Source organism: Nonomuraea sp. JJY05 (assembly GCF_043496855.1).
Lineage (GTDB): Bacteria > Actinomycetota > Actinomycetes > Streptosporangiales > Streptosporangiaceae > Nonomuraea.
The window spans coordinates 263,395-280,506 of the sequence record NZ_JBIEIS010000005.1 but is presented as its reverse complement, the minus strand read 5'-3'; the positions used below and the strand labels follow the sequence as shown (position 1 = coordinate 280,506).

Genomic DNA, 17,112 nt, shown 5'->3' with positions numbered 1-17,112 from the left:
GCCATCCGATGATCACCCCGACCGCGCTCTTCGCCTTCGACACGCTGCTCACCGAGGAGGAGCGCGAGATCAGGACCACGGTCAGGCGCGTCTGCGACCGGGAGATCCGCCCGCACGTCGCGGAGTGGTTCGAGACCGGGGAGCTGCCGGCCCGCGAGCTGGCCCGCACGCTCGGCTCGCTCGGCGTGCTCGGCATGCACCTCGAGGGGTACGGCTGCGCGGGCATGGGCGCGGTCTCGTACGGGCTGGCCTGCCTGGAGCTGGAGGCGGCCGACTCCGGGCTGCGCAGCCTGGTCTCGGTGCAGGGCTCCCTCGCGATGTACGCCATCTGGAAGTACGGCAGCGAGGAGCAGAAGCAGGAGTGGCTGCCCGCGATGGCGGCCGGCGAGCGCATCGGCTGCTTCGGCCTGACCGAGCCCGACTTCGGCTCCGACCCGGCCGGCATGCGGACCACGGCCAAGCGCGAGGGCGGCGACTGGGTGCTGAACGGCACCAAGATGTGGATCACCAACGGCTCGGTCTCGGACGTGGCGGTGGTGTGGGCGCGTACGGACGAGGGCGTCAGGGGCTTCCTGGTCCCGGCGGGCACCCCGGGCTTCACCGTGAACGACGTCAAGCACAAGATCTCGCTGCGCGCGAGCGTGACGAGCGAGCTGGTGCTCGACGGGGTGCGCCTGCCGGACGCGGCCATGCTGCCCGGCGCGAGGGGCCTGTCGGGGCCGCTCGGCTGCCTGAACGAGGCGCGGTTCGGGATCGTGTTCGGGGCGATGGGGGCGGCGCTCGACTGCCTGGAGACGGCCATCGCGTACGCGGGCGACCGCGAGGTGTTCGCCAAGCCGCTGGCCTCGTTCCAGCTCACCCAGGAGAAGCTCGCCGACATGGCGCTGGAGCTGGGCAAGGGCCTGCTGCTCGCCGTGCATCTGGGCCGGCTGAAGGAGGCCGGGACGATCACCCCCGAGCAGGTGAGCGCCGGCAAGCTGAACAACGTGCGCGAGGCCCTGGAGATCGCCAGGAAGTGCCGCACGCTGCTCGGAGCGAGCGGCATCACCCTCGAATACCCGGTGATCAGGCACGCCGTGAACCTCGAGTCGGTGCTGACCTACGAGGGCACGTCCGAGATCCACTCCCTGGTCCTGGGCAAGGCGCTCACCGGGATCGCCGCGTTCCACTGATCACAACATCTGCCAGGTCGCCTCGGTGACCTGGCACGGCCCGCCCTGGTGCACCCGCAGCCGCGCGGCGACGAGGTCCAGCGCGATCGTCGCGACGGTCTCCCACCGCTGGTTGATCGGCATCGTCTGGTCCGGGTGGGCGCAGACGGGCGCGTCGTCGGGGCCGTGGCTGAGCATGGCCAGCGCCCGCTTGGTGTGGTCGTCGCTGCTCAGACCCTCGGTGTTGGCCCGCAGGTGCTGGAACCTGGCGTACGTGCTGGGCCGGTCGGTGGAATGCCGCTCGTCCTTGGCCAGGGCGGGGTCGAGGAAGTGGTTGCAGTGCTGCAGCACGCCGTCGGGCTCCGGCGGTATGACCGCGACGCCGGCCGGGGAGATCTCGATCGAGCCCGCGTCCGACGAGGTCACGGCCGTGATGACGGTCGAGGCGGAGACGGTGGCCGAGCGCGCGATGTCGGCGGCCTCCTCGACCGTGGTGGCCTCGTCCAGGATCCGGCGGGCGATCAGGTGGACGGGCACGCCGAGGTCGGCCGTGTCGGAGTCGTGGCGCAGGATGTTGAAGTGGATGCCGAGCCCGGCCGTGTTCACCCCGATCTTGGCCAGCGCCCCGGCCTCGGTGAACGTGCGCACGACGTGACCCGGGCGCGGCTCCAGCTCCCAGAGCATGGGCGCGTCGCGCAGGTGGTCGTGCCAGTCCCAGGTCTGCACCGTGCGCGGCGCCTCCCCCTCCCCGGGCAGCACGACGGAGGTGGAGCACTCCCCCTCACCGGTCGCGTCGATCGCGGCCAGGATCTCCGTGCGCGCGTTGACGACGGCGACCTGCCAGGGCTCCAGGCCGGCGCCGCCCGCGATCCCCGCGATCTCCTCCGCCAGGTGCGGCGCCCAGTCGGCGGTCCGCTCCAGGGCCAGCTCGCCCCACGTGCGGACCTGCGTCGCGGTGGCGCCCGCGACGTGGAACAGGTCGGAGTAACCGGCGAGGTTGGCACGGATCGCCTTGCTGCGGTGCGTGCCGAGTTCTTTGCCGCGGGCTCGGGGGTCAATCTGCGTGGACATGAAGGTGGGGAAAGTCATGAACCATCCATCAGGTCGGCGAGCCTGGGGTTCTCGGCCGCGAACGAGGCGCGGACGCGCGCGTACCGCTCGGCGTCGATGTCCTGGCTCAGCTTGAACATGCTCTTCTCGGTATGCACATGCACCCGAAAAGCCACTACCCCAGGCAAGAGCGCGGCGAACCTCTCCCTGGACGCCGGGGTCGGCTCCCAGGAGGGCGTTCGGAGCGACTCCAGGGCCGTGACGGTGCGCTCCACCACGTCGAGCGGGTCGTCGAGCAGTTCGACCCGTCCCGTCACGTGCACGGCCGCGTAGTCCCAGGTCGGGACGGCCGGGTCGGTCGCGTACACGGTGGGCGAGACGTACCCGTGGGCGCTGGAGAAGACCACGAGCACCTCGGGCGAGGACTCGAAGGAGCGCCAGTGGGGGTTGGCGCGGGCCATGTGGCCGAGCAGGGCGCCGCCTTCGAGGGCGCCGCCCTCGAGGATGACGGGGACGTGCGTGGCGACCGGCACGCCGTCCACCGTGCTGACGACCAGGGCGAACGGGTTGCGCCTGACCAGCTCGACCGCCTGGGCCGGGTCCTTGGCGGCGTAACGGGGGAAGACGTGCACGGGGCTACTCCACCGCGCTCAGGACGGCGTCCCAGGCGAGCTCCGACGCGAGCGTCCCGAGGCCGGTGGGCTTGACGCTCACCAGGTCCACCTCGTCCGTGGTCATCGCGAACAGCACGTCGCCGTCGTTCATCGTGTGGAACGGCTGGATGCCGCGGTGCATGGAGCTGTGCACCTGGCGGCCCACCTGGAGCAGCTCGATGTCGCTCAGCTTCACGTTCGTCACCATGACGGTCAGCGTGGTGTTGCCCATGACGGCCGGGGCCGGGTCGCCGACCATCGCGGCATAGTCGTCGCCGGGGTGGCGGCGGGCGCCGTCCTCGGCGTGGTAGTTGCCGCGCACGATCCCTCCCTGCCGGTCGACGACCGCGCCGACGGCGTTGACCACGGTCGCCACCAGCACCTTGGCCTCGCCGAACGTGCCGAACGCGGCGCCCTGGCCGGCGAACTCGGCCCGGCCGAAGTCCACCTTGCCGGCGCTCGCCGTGCGGCCCGCGCCGCACCGGCCCACCGGGAACTCGCCTTCGACGGCGTTGCGGAGCGCGGCCCGGCCCAGCTCGCCGTCCGGGTAGACGGCGGTGTCCCTGGCCGAGAAGTCGTAGATCACCGCGCCGGACACGAGCTGCAGGTCGTCCCAGCGGGTCCGGTTGTCCCTGCGGGCCAGCAGCTCGTCGCTCACGCCCGCGGCGGCGGCCAGGCCGTACACCGAGCCACCGGCGAAGCAGATGGCGTGGTTGTAGTCGTAGCCGCCGCTCATGCCGACCGCGCCGCCGCGCGCGTCCACGGCCGTGCGCGCGCCCGCCGGTACGTGGATCACGGTGCACCCGGTGGGGCCCTCCGCGTACTCGGCCGTGCCGACGAGCACGCCGGGCAGGTCGAACGCGACGGACCCGCGCCCGGGGCTGGCCTGCGGGGTCAGTGGCAGGTCCGCGTTGCGCGGCACGCCGGACGCGAAAGCGGACGGCGTGGCGAGCCGGGGCTCGTTCGTCACAATGCCTCCAAAAGCTGTTTCGAATACTCGTGAGCGGGGGCCGAGTAGAACGTGGCGGTGTCGGCGGTCTCGACGATCTCGCCCTTGCGCATGACCGCGATCCGGTCGGCGACGTAGCGGACCGCACCGAGGTCGTGGGAGATGAACAGGGCGCTGAAGCCGTACTCGGCCTGCAGGTCCTTGATGAGGTTGAGGATCTGCACCTGCACCGAGACGTCGAGCGCGCTGACGGCCTCGTCGAAGACGATGAACCTGGGCCGGGTGACCAGCGCGCGGGCGATGGAGACGCGCTGCCGCTGGCCGCCGGACAGCTCATGGGGATAGCGCGAGGCGAACGACGCCTCCAGCCCCACGTGCTCCAGCATCTCGGTGACCGCGTCGCCGGCCGGGCGGCCGAGCACGGCCAGCGGCTCGGCCACGCTCTGGCCGACGCGCATGCGCGGGTTGAGCGACCAGTGGGGGTGCTGCAGCACGGCCTGCATCCGGCCCGCCAGCGCGCGCCGCCGCTTGGGGAAGGGCCGGCCGTCGAACCTGACCGTGCCGGACGAGGGCCGCTGCAGGCCGAGCGCGACCCGGCTGGTGGTCGTCTTGCCCGAGCCGGACTCGCCGACCAGGCCGAGCGTCTCCCCCTCCGCGACGGACAGGGAAACGTGCCGCATGGCGTCCAGGTGGATGCGCCGCAGCGGCGGTCCCGCGGCGAAGGTGACGGTGACGTCATCGAGTTCGAGTATCACGCCGCCACCCCTGCTCATGGCCTCACTCCGTTCGGCGGCTCGGTCGCTCAAATCCGTCGCCTTCCCTCGTCGCTCCGGTCGTTCCGCTCCCTGCGCTCCTCAGTCCAGGCGACGGCGCTCCCTCGCGGGGCCCGGTGGCAGAGCACGTCCTGCTCGCGGACCCGGACCGGGGCCGGGCGTTCGTGCTCGCAGCGCTCCTCCGCGAGCGGGCAGCGCGGTGCGAAGGCGCAGCCCGGCGACGGGCCGGTGAGGACCGGCGGGCGGCCGGGCACGGGCTCCAGGCGGACGCCGTGGGCCGCGGCGGCGGGCGCCGAGCCGGCCAGCGCCGCCGTGTAGGGGTGGGCGGGATTGCCCAGCACCTCGCGGGCGGGCCCGCTCTCGACGACCCGGCCGCCGTACATGACCGCGACCCGGTCGCACCTGCGGGCGACGGCGGGCAGGTCGTGGCTGAGCCACAGGATGCTCGTCCCGGCCGCGGCGGCCAGGGAGAAGACCACGTTCAGCACCTCCTCGCGCACCTGGCTGTCCAGCGCGGCGGTCGGCTCGTCCGCGACGAGCAGCTCGGGCTCGGTGGCCATGGCCATCGCGATGGCCACCCGCTGCGCCATGCCGCCGGAGAGCTGGTGCGGGTACGCGCGCATGACGCGGGGGTCGTCGAGCTTGACCCGCCCCAGGTGGAAGCCCACGTCGGCGCCGCGCCCGAGCACCAGGCGGAGCTGGTCGCCGACGCGCATGGTCGGGTCGAGCGAGGCGATCGGGTCCTGGAAGACGAACCCGAGATGCTTCCTGCGCAGGTGGCGCAGCCGGTCGGCGGGCAGGTCGAACACCGCCTCCCCGGCCACCACGACCTCGCCCTCGCTCCGCCGGGCCGCCCTGGGCAGCAGCCGGCCGACGGCGGAGCCGAGCGTGGACTTGCCGGACCCGCTCTCGCCGACCAGCCCGACGGTCTCCCCCTGCGCCACCTCCAGGTCCGCGCCGTCCAGCGCCCTGGTCGCGGCGTAGTCGATCACCAGGTTCCGCACCGTGAGCAGGCTCATGTCAAAGACCTCGTCTCCCGGGGTTCGAGCCGGTCGCGCAGCCCGTCGCCCACCACGTTGATCGCCAGGATCGCCGCCACGAGCACGACCCCGGGGCCGAGGATCAGCCAGGGCGCGGCGATCATGTAGGTGCCGCCCTGCTGGATCAGCACGCCGAGCGAGGCCTGCGGCGGCTGGACGCCGAACCCGAGGAAGCTCAGCCCGCCCTCGACCGCGATCCCGACCGACAGCGCGTACGTGCCCTGCACCGCGATCGTGCCCGCCACGTTGGGCAGCACGTGCCGCCCGAGCACGCGTGGCAGCCCGGCCCCGCTGATGACGGCCGAGGTGACGTAGTCGCGCTGCGACACGGCCACGGCGGCGGCCCGCACCAGCCGGGTCATCAGCGGGATCGTCACCAGCACGATGCTGGCCAGCGCCGCCGTCTGCCCGGGGCCGAGCACCGCGGCGACCAGGATCGCGAGCACGATGGCAGGGAAGGAGTAGAGCACCTCCACCAGGCGCATCACCAGCTCGTTCAGGTAGCCGCCGCGGTAGCCGGCGATGATGCCGAACGTCGCGCTCAGCGCCGCCGTCACCAGCACGGCGACGGACGACAGCAGCAGCGTCGTGCCCACGCCCTCCATGACGCGCGGCAGCACCGAGCGGCCCAGGTTGTCGGTGCCCAGCCACCAGCCTGGCCCCGGCGGCTGCAGGCGCGGGCCCACGATCGCGTCCGGGTCTCCCGCGGCCCCGACCAGCGAGCCCAGCGCGAACGCCACCAGGACCGCCAGGCAGATGAGCCCGCCGATGGACAGCCGGTCCAGCTTCCTCATGAACGCCTCCCCGCCAGCACGCCCAGCCTCGGGTCCAGGACTCCGACGAGCAAGTCGATCAGTACGTTCATCACGATGAACACCGCCGCCGCCAGCAGCACGCCCGCCTGCACGACCGCGTAGTCGCGGCGGCCGACGGCCTGCACGATGTAGGAGCCGACGCCCGGCAGGTTGAACACGTGCTCTACGATCAGCGCCCCGCCCAGCAGGTACGCGGTGATGGTGCCGAGCAGCGTCACCACCGGGGTGGCGGCGTTGCGCAGGATGTGGTGCCGGACGATGAACCACGGCGACTCGCCGCGCCCGACGGCGGCCGTGACGTACGGCTCGACCAGCACGCCGAGCACGGCGTCCCGGGTGGTCCTGGCGGTGACGGAGATGGCGAACACCGACAGGACGGCGGCCGGCAGCACCATCGTGGCCAGGTTCGCGGCCGGGTCCTGGGTGAACGGCACCCACGTGCCGACCTCCAGGCCGAGCGCGTACCGGGAGAACACGAACACGACCAGGCTGCCCAGCACGAACTCCGGCACGCTGACGCCGAGCCCGCTGAGCAGCCGCCCCGCCGCGCCGCCACCACCCGGCCGGGCGCGCACGGCGGTGAGCACGCCCAGCGGCACCCCCGCCAGCGCCCCGGCGACCACGGCCAGCACGGTCAGCTCGCCGGTCACCGGCAGCCGGGCCAGGAGCTCCGTGCCGACCGGCTGGCGGCTGATCATCGAGACGCCGAAGTCGCCGCCCGCGACGGCGGCCAGCCAGTGCCCGTACTGCATGAACACCGGCTGGTCGAGCCCGTAGCGGGCGGCCAGCTCCGCCTTCTGCTCGGCCGTGGCGAACGGGCCCAGCACGGTCTCCGCGAAACCGCCGGGCATCAGGCGCACGGCCGTGAAGATCAGCACGGAGACGCCCAGGAGCGTGGCGGCCGAACTGAGCGCCCGGCCGGACCACCACATCAGCAGGCGCATGGCTACTGGGTCTTCTTCACGCGGGCGTCGGCGATCAGGCGCAGCACGTTGCCGTACCCCTCGGTGGCGTACAGGCTGGGGCTGAGCGCGTCGGTCCGGAACGCGATCGTGGCCGGGCGGGTGACCAGCGGGATCATCTGCGCGTCGGTGTCGGCCTTGGCGCAGACGGCCGCCAGCGCCTTGTCGCGGGCGGCTCCCGCGGGCTCCTTGCCGGCCGCGTCGATGAGCGTGTTGAGCTCCTTGTCCGGCTTCATGAAGCCGACGTTGAAGCCGGCCGTCTCCGGGTTCCACCACTTGGTGACCATGCCGGGGTCGGCGTAACCCGCGAACCAGGACATCGCGGCGTCGAACTCGGCGGGCGCCTTGCCGTACACCTTGCCCGACCAGCTCGCCTCGTCCAGCTGCTCGATCTTCACGGTGATGCCGGCCTGCTGGAGGTTCTGCTGGATCACCTGGGCGACCGCCGGGGCGGGCTCGGTGGAGAAGATGCTGAGCGTGAAGGTCAGGTTCTGGGCGCCCGCCTCGGCGAGCAGCTTCTTCGCCTCGTCCACGCTCTTGGACGCCGACGGCAGCGCGGCCGGGTCGCACGCGCCCGGCAGGCCCGCCGGGGTGATCGCCGTCGGCTTGCCCTTGCCGCCGAGCGCCACGTCGGCGATCTGCTTCGGGTCGAGCGCGATGGCGACGGCCTGGCGCACCTTCGGGTCGGCGAACTTGGAGTTCGGGGCCTGGGTGTTGAGCATCAGGTAGTAGAAGTCCGTGGTGGCCTGGGTCACGACCTGGACGTTCTTCGCCCCGGCCAGCATGCTCGCCGAGTCTACGTTGCCCAGCGTGGCCAGGGCGGCGCTGCCGTTCTGCAGGGCGGCGATGCGCGCGGCCTCCTCGGGGGCGATCGTCACGTTGACGGCGTCGGCGGACGGCTTGCCCTTGGACCAGTACTTGTCGTTGCGCTTGAAGGTCCACGACACGTCCTGGCGGTGGTTCTCCACCACGTACGGGCCGGTGCCGAGCAGCGTCTTGGCCGGGTCGACCGACTTGTCGTCGATCTCCTTCATGGGCAGGACTGCGGCGGGGATGTTGGCGAGGGCGGCCAGGAACGGCGTGTACGGCTCGCTCAGGGCGACCTTGACCGCGCGGTCTCCGTCCTTGGTGACCGACTTGACCGGGCCGAGCTGGCCGCGCCAGACCGACTTGGAGGCCAGCAGCCGCTTCAGGCTGCCCACCACGTCGTCGGCCGTCATCTCGCGGCCGTTGGAGAAGGTGACGCCGTCGCGCAGGTGGAAGACGTACGTCTTGGGGTCGGGGGTGTCCCACTTCTCGGCCAGCATGGGCTGGATGCTGAAGTCGGGGCCCACCGTGACCAGCGTCTCGTAGGACAGCGAGAGCAGCTGCCAGGTGGTGGCGACGTCGGCGAGCTGCGGGTCGTACCCGGTGGCGGCGCCGCTGTCGATGTGCACGGCCAGGTTGAGCGTGCCACCGGTGGGGAGCGACTGGTCGGCTGTGGCGAGGTAACCGGTCGGATTGGGCTGGTCGGGGGCTGTGGCGGGGGTGGTGGTCGTTCCGGTGGCGGCGCAGGCCGAGGCCAGCAGGGCTGCCATGACACCGCAGGCCAGGCGTATGGGACGCATGGGCCTCTTCTCCTCTAGTGGCAGGAACGTTCGGCGGCGCTCGGCGGGACGTCGAGCGTGGGGTTGCGATCGAAGAACCCGACCGGCTTGAGTACGAACCCGCACGTGTCGACCGGCATGATCGGCCAGTCCTCCGTGCGGGGGAAATGTGTCAGGCCGAACGTGTGCCACAGCACGATGTCCTGCCCGTCGATGTCGCGGTCGGCCCTGGTGTAGGTGGGCAGGCCCGCGCCGCCGGGATGCTGGTTGACCAGGTCACCGGCAGGATAGCGCTCTGCGGGATGGTACCGCGTCACCCACAGATGCCTGGTCGCGAACTCGGCCCGCCTGCTGATCGACGACTCCGGGTGCGCGAGCAGGGCCGGTTTGCCTTCGGGGTGCAGGGCGTAGCCGACCGGGCGGCCGAGGCGGTTGCGCACGTCGGGGTTGACGACGTGCCAGGTGCGCTCCTTGGCGAGGTCGGCGTCGCGCCGGCCCTCTCCCTCGGTGCGCAGCCGCTTCACGGCGCGGCCGAAGGCGTTGCCGTAGGGGCTCTCGACCGCGATCACTTCCACCTCGTCGACCGCGTTCGCCACGCCGTCCACCGTCATGTCCAGCCGGGCGCTGAACAGATGCTGGTGGTACGGCGCCGCCAGCCCCGGCGCGACCTCCGAGCTGTAGGGCGCGGCGCGGTCGTCGTAGGCGCCGGTGAAGACGATGCCGGTGGCCTTGACCTCCAGCTCGATGGTCCCGTCGAGGTAGAGGTACCAGTAGAAGCCGTAGTCGTAGTTGCCGACCGTGACGAAGAACGAGATCACCAGGCGCCGCTGCCTGCGGGTCTCCCTGGAGCCGTTGGCCGGATCGGTGTGCTTCCACAGCACGCCGTAGTCCTCCTCGTGCATGCAGATCGCGTTCGTGATCACCTTGGGCACGCCGCCGCCGTCCGTCACGACGGCGTCGAAGTACGTGATCTCGCCGAGGCAGTCGCAGCCGAGCTCCAGGGAGTTGGCCAGCTTGCCGAGCTGGTACTCGCCGGTGTCGAAGTAGTTCTGCCAGAACCGGATCGGGCTCGGGTCGCCGTACGGGACCAGCATCTCCGCCACCGACGCCCGGTAGACGATCGGCCGGACGCGGCCGTCGTCCTCGAAGCCGATCTGGTGGAGCGTGAGCCCTTCGCGCATGTCGTAGCCCAGACGCAGGCTCCACTTCTCCCAGGTGACCAGGGGTCCGTCGACCGTGAAGCTGGGGCCGTCCGGCTGGGTGATGTGGATGGGCTTCTGCGTGGTCCGGTGCGGGCCCTGGTGGTAGTCGCCGGGCTCGGCGGGGATGGGCTGGGGGCCGGTGTCCACGATCTCCATGACCTCGCCCTTGACCAGGTCCACGTACGCGACCAGGCCGTCCACGGGGTGGGCCCACGGGAGGCTCTCGGGCGTGGGCATCTGGTGCGCCAGCACCCTCGCCACCCGCCGGCCCTCCTCCTTGGGGAGGCCGAAGTTGCCGGCGCTCAGCGCGGCCAGGTAGACGCCCGCCGGGTCCTCGATCCCCCTGCGCCGCAGCGCCTCGGCCCAGGCCGGGTCCTCCCTGAGCACCCGCCTGACCAGGGCGTGCTCCTCGTCCAGCATGGGCACCTGGCCGTCGGTGACCGGGTCGATGGGCCTGCGCTCCTCGACCGTGGCCGTCGTGATCGACACGATCACGTCCTCGGCCGTCTCGGTGGCCAGGTCCAGGAGGAAGGCGCGGGCCCGGCGTACGACAGGGGCGCCCGGTTCGTAGGCCAGGACCTCGCCCTTCGCCGGTTCCTCGAGGCCGAGGTAGGCCACCCGCACCGTGTCGGTCAGCAGGCCCTCCTGCATCAGGATCCGCCTGACCTCGTCGATCTCCTGCGCGGCGAGGGGGTCGAGAGGATGGGGGTGCTTCCCGGTGGTCAGGTGCAACGTTCCGCCCCTTTCTGCTGCCGGAACGTTCCGGCAAGGTTTGGGATAACTTAATTGCGACCCCCGGACGGAGACAAGACCCAAGCGCCACCCGAAACAGACCGTTTACCGAAACCCCTCGCCACCCACGGGTCGCGCCACCACCGAGGCCGACGGCGCCCCCGCTCGTGGAACGCGGGGAACACCGGACGGCCCCGCCACTCGCCGCACCCGGGACGCGGCGGGGCTCGATGGGGTCCCGGGACGCGGGGAACACCGGACGGCCCCGCCACTCGCCGCACCCGGGACGCGGCGGGGCTCGATGGGGTCGCGGGACGCCGGGAACACCGGACGGCCACGCCACTCACGGGACGACGGCCCCGGCGCTCGCGGGACGTGGGGAGCGGCGGAGGGCCCGGTGGGTTCGTGGCGCCTCGTCCGGCGGAAGTGGGCGATCAGGGCCGCTACCATCGGGGCGTGCGAGCAGACGAGGGGCGCGAGCGGGCAGGCCTGCGCACGGAGGAGCCGGTCACGATCCTCACCGTCGCCAGGGAGGCGGGGGTGTCGAAGACGACGGCCTCCGACGCGCTGCGCGGCTCCGGGCGGGTCTCGGAGCGCACCCGGGAGGCGGTCGCGCAGGTCGCCGAGCGGCTCGGCTACGTGCCCAACGGCTCGGCCAGGCACCTGCGCAAGGCCAGCACCGGCACCATCGGGCTGCACGTCCCCGAGGTCCTGACCCGCTCCTCCTACTACATGTCGTTCGTGTTCGGCGTGGTGGAGCAGGCGGCGCGGCACGACTACGACGTCACGCTGATCACGTCCGGCCAGCGCCGCTCACGGCCGCCCCGCGTGGACGGCCTCGTGCTCGGGGACCCGCTGGGAGGCGACCCCGTGGTGGAGAGCCTGATGGCGACGGGCCTGCCGACGGTCTCGTGCGAACGCTTCCCCGGCTCCCGGCAGGCGGACGGCGTGGTGTGGTCGGAGCACGCCTCGATGCTGGGCCGCCTCCTCGACCACCTGCGCGAGTCGGGCGCGTCGCGGCCGGCGCTCATCGTGGCCGGCGACGAGAGCGACTGGGCGGGGAGCGTGCACCGGGGCTACCTGGAGTGGTGCGCGGCGCACGGGGTGGTGCCGCTGGTGCGGCGGGTGTCCTTCGACGCGTCGGGCGACGAGGTCCGGGCCGCCGCCCGCGCCCTCCTCGACACCCCCGGAGGCTCCGGCCGAGGGACCGACCGAGGGGCCGAGCAGCGCGACCACCACTCAACCGGCCGAGGGGCCGAGCAGGGCGATGACCGTCCAACCAGCCGAAGGGCCGAGCAGGGCGATGACCGTCCAACCAGCCGAAGGGCCGAGCAGGGCGATGACCGTCCAACCAGCCGAAGGGCCGAGCAGGGCGATGACCGTCCAACCGGCCGAGGGCCCGAGCGGGGCTATGGCCTCTCCGTCAGCGGGGACGCCGATCAGGGGCCGGGCGGGGCGGGGGCCTTGGGCCGGGGTGGTGACGGGCCTTTGGACGCCCTGGTGTGCGCGCCGGCCGGGGCGGCGACCGAGGTGGCGCCGCTGCTGCGGGAAGCCGGCGTGAACGTGCTGCTCGCCTCGTGCGTCGACAGCGCCGCCACCCGCCAGTCCGACCCGCCGATCACCGCGATCGACCTGCGCCCGAAGGAGGCGGGGGCGAGCTGCGCGGAGTTGCTGTTCGAGCTGCTGTCCGGGGCCGTGCCCGTGGGCACGGAGCGCGTACACCCGATAGAGCTCTCCATCCGCGCCTCGACCCGCCCCCGCCGGTAGCGGCTCAGCCGAAGTTGACGTCGCTGCAGAAGTAGAACGACTGGTCCATGTGCGAGGCCTGCCAGATCGTGTAGATCACGTGACGGCCGGTGCGCGAGCCCTTGCTGAGGTTGTTGATCATGTACACGTCACTGGGCGCGTACCTGGGGGTCGTGCGGACCAGCTCCAGGTTGTTCCAGCCAAGGGGCGTGGTGAGGGCGTTGTAGCCCTGGCGGGTGATGTAGACCTTGATGTAGTCCGCGCCGTGCCTGGCCTGGTCGCTCAGGCGGATGTTGAAGGTGCTGCCGAGGTTCACCATCGTCCACGCTCCCGGCTTGTCCATGGAGCGGTAGCGGCCGCCTTCGGTCAGGCCGCCGCTGCACAGCTGGCCGTTGGGGATGGCCGCCTCATGGTTGCCGCCGACCCCGTTGCGGTAGAGGCCGTTCCAGTTCCACATGGCGTTGGTGTTGTCCTGCCACGCCTGCCAGCACATGGGGTCCTGCTGCTGCATGGCGGGGTTCTGGAAGTCGTTGCCCCAGCGCAGCCAGCAGCCGTAGTTGCGGGAGGCGGGGTCGACGACCGAGCCGTGTGCCGAGGCGGACTCGGCCAGGGGCACGGCGAAGATCATCGCCGTTGTCAGCAGCACAGCCAGGGCGCGCCGCGCCCAGCGGTGGGGTCCGGCTTGGGGCATAGTGCGATCTCCGTGTTCCGGTCGGGGGTTCCGGGAAGGGGAGCGCTCCGCGGGGCGACCGTATCTGACCCCGCAAGTCCACACAAATGACGGTCCATGTCAGCTCATGGTCATCTCCTCGCACGCCCAGGTCGACGTGCCGGATGAGCAGCGGAAAGGGTTTTCCCGCCATGCCGCCAGATTGACTGAAACTTTCACTTATGTCCGATCCGGAGGGGATGTATCAATACGTGACCGAGCCAGAACTTAAAGTGATGAGATTTGGGGAAGTAGCATGTGGGCGAGGGAAGGCTCCCGATACTTGGTGGGTGACCGCAATGGCGACGATCGAACCGACCACGAGGCGCGAGATTCTCCTGCCTGCGCCGCCGTACACAGTCGACGACCTGTTCAAACTCCCCGACGACGGGAACCGCTACGAGCTCTTCAACGGGAGCCTACTGGTGAGCCCTGCCCCCACAAAGCTGCATCAACGTGCGATCTTCCTGCTGCAGTGCATTCTCGACGACGAGGCGCCACCAGAGCTGGAGGTCTTTTCGACCGTTAATCTGCGGGTTACAGACAAGGACTTTTATATCCCCGACCTTGTCATCGCGACCGAGGAGTCGCTGTACACCGATCCACTCATGTTCTCTCCGGAAGAACTCCTGCTTGCGGTGGAGGTGGTCAGCCCGAGCACCAAGAGTAGGGACAGGGTCCTCAATACCGATGCATACGCAGCGGCGGGCATCCCCAACTACTGGCGGATCGAGTTGGACGAAGGCCCGACGCTCTACGTCTATGAGGTCAACGGTGACAACTACGACCCGCCGACCGCCTACAAGGCAGGTCAGATCGCCCACCTGACCACGCCGTTCCCCGTCAGCTTCGATCCTGGCGACCTAGACCGCCCGCGCCTGCGGCCCCGCGTCTCAGGTGGTGAGCCAGAGGCGGAGTAGGTGGCGGCGGCGGGGTGGCTCCGGGTGGTCCTCGTAGGCGGTGCGGCTGTGCAAGGTCACGTGGTTGTTGAGGAACTGCAGGTCGCCCGGCCGGAAATCCATGGTGAGCGTGAAGCGGGGATCGTTGGTCAGGTCGTCGAGGAGGGCCATGGCCTCCTCCTGCGCCGGCGTGAAGGGCGGCACGGTGGCGCCGCGCTGGGCGGAGCGTAGGTAGTCGGGGCCGTACGCGATGGACACCCCACCCCCGGGGCGGGCCGCGCAGATCGGCTTGGTGTAGAAGCTGTCGGGGCCGTCGCCGGTGCGGCGGTCGTGCCACCACGGCTCGTAGAGGACCTCCGCCAGGTCAGGCCGGGTGCGCACCACCTCGTTGTGCACCGCCACCGAGCTGACGACGGCGCTCAGGCCGCCGGACTTCGCCGGGCGGACGCAGAGCAGGGCCACGACGTCGGTCGGGTCGCTGTGGTAACCGAGCCGGCCGCTGTGCTGGTAGCTCTTGGTCCGCGCGTGGGACGGGTCGGCGCCCGTGTCGCGTACGTGCATCACCGGCGCCCCCTCCGGACCCTGCGGGACGATGCCGCCCACGTGGGAGGCGAGGCCGAGGGCGGCCGTCTCGCACTGGCGCTCGCTCAGCCCCTCGACGGGCACCCCCTGGAGCAGGGCGAAGCCGCGGCCGTGCGTGAGCTCATCGCGCACCCGGCGCAGGACGGGGGCGAGCGTCGGCAGCCGGAAGCTCTCCCGCGAGATCTCGCCGCCCGCCGCGTGGACGGCGGCGAGCACCTCCTGCCGGTGCGCCTCCGTGAGCCGGATCCGCCAGCTGTCGTCGCCTCGCAGCTCCGACCCCAGCCACTCCCCCGGTCCCAGCACTTCCGCCACCGCCATGACGTGACACCACCTCTCGATCGGCCGGCCGTTCGAGAATCACCTTGCCCCTCCGGATCGGCCCGGGCAGCCCCGCATCGCCCACGGCATAACGTCTTCACCCAGGGCGGAACTACTCCTCGGAGGGCGCGGCCCGGGCGGCCAGGGACGTGTAGACGGTCACCTCGTCCGGCTGGACCAGCCCGTCCTGGATGGCGCAGATGAGGAGCTTCTCCTTGGTCGGCGCGGGGCGGCCGGCGGCGGCGTACTTGACCCTGGCGCGGTCGATGTACTGGCGCACGGTGCGCTCCTTGATGCCCATCCTGGCCGCCACAGACGCCTTCGACATCGACTGGAACCAGTACAGCAGCGCCGCCCGCTCCTTGTCCGACAACTGCGGCCGGTGGGGCCCCTCGTCGGTGGCGATCGCCTGGGCCATGGGCGGCGTGACGGACGGCCGGTCGGCCGCCACCTCCAGGATGGTCTCCAGGCAGGACTCCCGGGTGGCCCGGCCCTTGCCGATGAACGCCGACGCCCCGGCGTCCAGCACCGCGCGCACCGTCTCCGGCTCCTCGTGCTCGGAGAAGACGATGACCCGCTGGCCTCCGGCGCACAGCTCGGCGACCCGGTCCACGACCATGGTGCCGTTGAGGTTGAGGTCCAGCAGGAGCACGTCGGCCCGCACGCCGCGGACGGACTCGATGGTCGGTCCCTGTGCGACCAGCTCCACCGGGCTCGGCGGCCCGAACCACGACTTCACGCCGTCCACCACCACCTGATGGTCCTCCACCAGGGCGACCGTCACGCGTCCCGCCGCTCCGCCGGCGGGCCCTCCCAGATGCTGTTGACCCATACCTCCCCTCCCTGCCGCTGATAGGTGACGACGACCCCGCTCGGCTCCCGGATCGGGTTGGCGCTGACGGGCAGGTCGTCGTTGTCGGCCACGACGGCCACGCTCACCATTGTGGACATCGCGGACACCGTGACCCTGGCGCGCGACCTCGCCCCGTCCAGCGCCCGCACGGGTGCTCTGAGCAGATCCTCCCGTACGCCGTCCGGCAGCGCGGGCATGCGCTCCCCGAACGGCGGCGCCGTCACCAGGACCTGGCGCCGCTCGGCCGCGTCGATGCGCTCGCGCAGCACCGACACCAGCTCGTCCGGCACGTCCTCCCGCTCCGTGATGAGCCGCCGCAGCCGCATGGCCCCGGCCGTGCAGTCCTCGCGTACGCGGGGATCCCCGGGGTCGGCCCCGTCGGCGAGGTTTTCGAGCAGCGACTCCGCCACGTCCCGGATCGCGGCGTAGCGGCGCAGCCGGTCGGCGTGGATGCGCTGGGCGGACTCCCGCCAGGCGTCGTCGGCGGCCAGCCGGCGGGCCAGCAGCGCGGCGTCCTCGGCGCGGACGCGCAGCGTGTGGCAGCCCGCCGCGTAGCCGAGCTGGAGCGTGATGCTCCCCACCATGACCATGAGGTATTTGGCGATGGAGACCCGGTCGACGGTCCCCGTCACGATCATCGCCGTCAGCATGATCGCGGCGTTGAGGGAGAGGAACGCGATCAGCTCGCGCCGCCAGGCCGGCCGGTTCCACAGCAGCAGGACGCCCACCCAGCCCACCGAGCCCCAGCCCCAGTCGCTGGGGCCGAGCAGGTCCTCGGGGCGGCAGGCCACGATCACCGCGACGTCCGCGGCCAGCACGACGGCGGCCAGCCGGCGGGCCCCGGCCGGCCCCTCGAACGCCGTGACCAGCGATCGCGCGGCGATCACGACGATCACCGTGTAGGCGATCCAGGCCACCGCCGCCAGCCACGGCCAGCGGAAGGCGGGCCAGCCCGAGATGGTGACGGTGAGGTCGTAGCCGGTGTGCCAGACCGCGGTGATGACGACGGCGCCGATCGCGGTGTAGCGGGCGTAGCGCTGCGCCACCTCTTCGATGTCATCGGTCATGGCCGCTCCCCCCGCCGCGAGCTGC

16 protein-coding genes are annotated in these 17,112 nt (G+C 71.7%); 3 read left to right on the top strand and 13 right to left on the bottom strand.

Annotated features, from left to right (window positions below; all coding sequences use genetic code 11):
• Positions 1-8: 8 nt before the first annotated feature.
• Positions 9-1,172 carry an acyl-CoA dehydrogenase family protein gene (locus ACFKCF_RS09110; RefSeq protein ID WP_394492514.1) on the top strand — a complete coding sequence of 388 codons (1,164 nt, stop codon included), beginning with the start codon at positions 9-11 and terminating at the stop codon, positions 1,170-1,172.
• Here the strand turns inward: ACFKCF_RS09110 and ACFKCF_RS09105 are convergent, their stop codons facing one another.
• From ACFKCF_RS09105 to ACFKCF_RS09065, 9 genes are read right to left on the bottom strand one after another with little or no spacing between them, the layout of a single operon-like run.
• Positions 1,173-2,240 carry a C45 family autoproteolytic acyltransferase/hydolase gene (locus ACFKCF_RS09105; RefSeq protein WP_394492513.1) on the bottom strand — a complete coding sequence of 356 codons (1,068 nt, stop codon included), beginning with the start codon at positions 2,238-2,240 and terminating at the stop codon, positions 1,173-1,175.
• Complete coding sequence (locus ACFKCF_RS09100) at positions 2,237-2,833, bottom strand: FMN-binding negative transcriptional regulator (RefSeq protein WP_394492512.1); 597 nt, start codon at positions 2,831-2,833, stop codon at positions 2,237-2,239. Before ACFKCF_RS09100 ends, ACFKCF_RS09105 begins: the two co-directional genes overlap by 4 nt.
• 4 nt (positions 2,834-2,837) lie before the next feature.
• Entirely contained in the window at positions 2,838-3,824 is a 987-nt protein-coding gene (locus ACFKCF_RS09095) for a P1 family peptidase (RefSeq protein ID WP_394492511.1), read from the bottom strand.
• Complete coding sequence (locus ACFKCF_RS09090; protein ID WP_394492510.1) at positions 3,821-4,576, bottom strand: ABC transporter ATP-binding protein; 756 nt, start codon at positions 4,574-4,576, stop codon at positions 3,821-3,823. Before ACFKCF_RS09090 ends, ACFKCF_RS09095 begins: the two co-directional genes overlap by 4 nt.
• Before the next feature lie 29 nt (positions 4,577-4,605).
• A complete protein-coding gene (locus tag ACFKCF_RS09085; protein ID WP_394492509.1) occupies positions 4,606-5,595 on the bottom strand; it encodes an ABC transporter ATP-binding protein in 990 nt (329 codons plus the stop codon).
• On the bottom strand, positions 5,592-6,410 hold the full coding sequence (locus ACFKCF_RS09080; protein WP_394492508.1) for an ABC transporter permease: 819 nt from the start codon (positions 6,408-6,410) through the stop codon (positions 5,592-5,594). The genes ACFKCF_RS09085 and ACFKCF_RS09080 overlap by 4 nt, the downstream gene beginning before the upstream one ends.
• Positions 6,407-7,375, bottom strand: a complete 969-nt coding sequence (locus tag ACFKCF_RS09075) for an ABC transporter permease (protein WP_394492507.1) — start codon at positions 7,373-7,375, stop codon at positions 6,407-6,409. Before ACFKCF_RS09075 ends, ACFKCF_RS09080 begins: the two co-directional genes overlap by 4 nt.
• A gap of 2 nt (positions 7,376-7,377) precedes the next feature.
• Positions 7,378-9,000, bottom strand: coding sequence for an ABC transporter substrate-binding protein (locus ACFKCF_RS09070; RefSeq protein WP_394492506.1), 1,623 nt, complete (start codon positions 8,998-9,000; stop codon positions 7,378-7,380).
• A gap of 14 nt (positions 9,001-9,014) precedes the next feature.
• Positions 9,015-10,913: a primary-amine oxidase gene (locus ACFKCF_RS09065; RefSeq protein WP_394492505.1), complete on the bottom strand. Its 1,899-nt coding sequence runs from the start codon at positions 10,911-10,913 to the stop codon at positions 9,015-9,017.
• Between the two features lie 456 nt (positions 10,914-11,369).
• Between ACFKCF_RS09065 and ACFKCF_RS09060 the strand changes: the two genes are divergently transcribed.
• Positions 11,370-12,680 carry a substrate-binding domain-containing protein gene (locus ACFKCF_RS09060; protein WP_394492504.1) on the top strand — a complete coding sequence of 437 codons (1,311 nt, stop codon included), beginning with the start codon at positions 11,370-11,372 and terminating at the stop codon, positions 12,678-12,680.
• 4 nt (positions 12,681-12,684) lie between these two features.
• Here ACFKCF_RS09060 and ACFKCF_RS09055 read toward each other — a convergent pair whose 3' ends face one another.
• A complete protein-coding gene (locus ACFKCF_RS09055; protein ID WP_394492503.1) occupies positions 12,685-13,350 on the bottom strand; it encodes a lytic polysaccharide monooxygenase in 666 nt (221 codons plus the stop codon).
• Positions 13,351-13,667: 317 nt separating this feature from the next.
• Between ACFKCF_RS09055 and ACFKCF_RS09050 the strand changes: the two genes are divergently transcribed.
• Positions 13,668-14,288, top strand: coding sequence for a Uma2 family endonuclease (locus ACFKCF_RS09050; protein WP_394492502.1), 621 nt, complete (start codon positions 13,668-13,670; stop codon positions 14,286-14,288).
• On the opposite strand, the gene ACFKCF_RS09045 is transcribed toward ACFKCF_RS09050, so the two are convergent.
• The 3 genes from ACFKCF_RS09045 to ACFKCF_RS09035 all read right to left on the bottom strand — a co-directional run bounded on the left by ACFKCF_RS09045 (position 14,262) and on the right by ACFKCF_RS09035 (position 17,087).
• Positions 14,262-15,167 (bottom strand): TauD/TfdA family dioxygenase, encoded by a 906-nt coding sequence (locus ACFKCF_RS09045; protein ID WP_394492501.1) that lies wholly within the window; start codon positions 15,165-15,167, stop codon positions 14,262-14,264. The genes ACFKCF_RS09050 and ACFKCF_RS09045 overlap by 27 nt on opposite strands.
• Before the next feature lie 112 nt (positions 15,168-15,279).
• Positions 15,280-15,951 (bottom strand): response regulator, encoded by a 672-nt coding sequence (locus tag ACFKCF_RS09040; RefSeq protein WP_394492500.1) that lies wholly within the window; start codon positions 15,949-15,951, stop codon positions 15,280-15,282.
• Positions 15,948-17,087, bottom strand: a complete 1,140-nt coding sequence (locus tag ACFKCF_RS09035) for a hypothetical protein (protein ID WP_394492499.1) — start codon at positions 17,085-17,087, stop codon at positions 15,948-15,950. The genes ACFKCF_RS09040 and ACFKCF_RS09035 overlap by 4 nt, the downstream gene beginning before the upstream one ends.
• Between the last annotated feature and the right edge of the window lie 25 nt (positions 17,088-17,112).